General features: G+C 65.0%; 1 protein-coding gene. It reads left to right on the top strand.

Features of this window, described 5'->3' with window-relative positions:
- Positions 1–283 (top strand): hypothetical protein (locus tag QYL93_RS31895; protein ID WP_305747439.1); only part of this gene is annotated, 283 nt, incomplete at both ends.

The following is a 283-nucleotide window of genomic DNA, read 5'->3' on the forward strand; positions in this document are numbered from 1 at the left end:
AGTCGCCCGCCCAACTGCTGGAAGGCATGGGTACCGCAGGCGCCATCCGCGTGGATGCCATCCGCGACGTGACCGTGACCGGCGATGCGGGCAACAACACCATCACCCCCACACTGGGCCTGGCGCGGTATGTGGATGGCGGTGCTGGCATCGACACCGTGGTCATCCCGGCCACCTTGGGGCAGACCTATGTGCAGTCCCAGAACAATGGCACTTTCACCTTGCAGCGCCTGACCGATGGGGCGATGCTGGATGTGACGCGGGTGGAGCGGGTCACGTTCAA

This window comes from Acidovorax sp. A1169, assembly GCF_030704685.1.
In the GTDB taxonomy this organism is placed as follows: domain Bacteria; phylum Pseudomonadota; class Gammaproteobacteria; order Burkholderiales; family Burkholderiaceae_C; genus Acidovorax.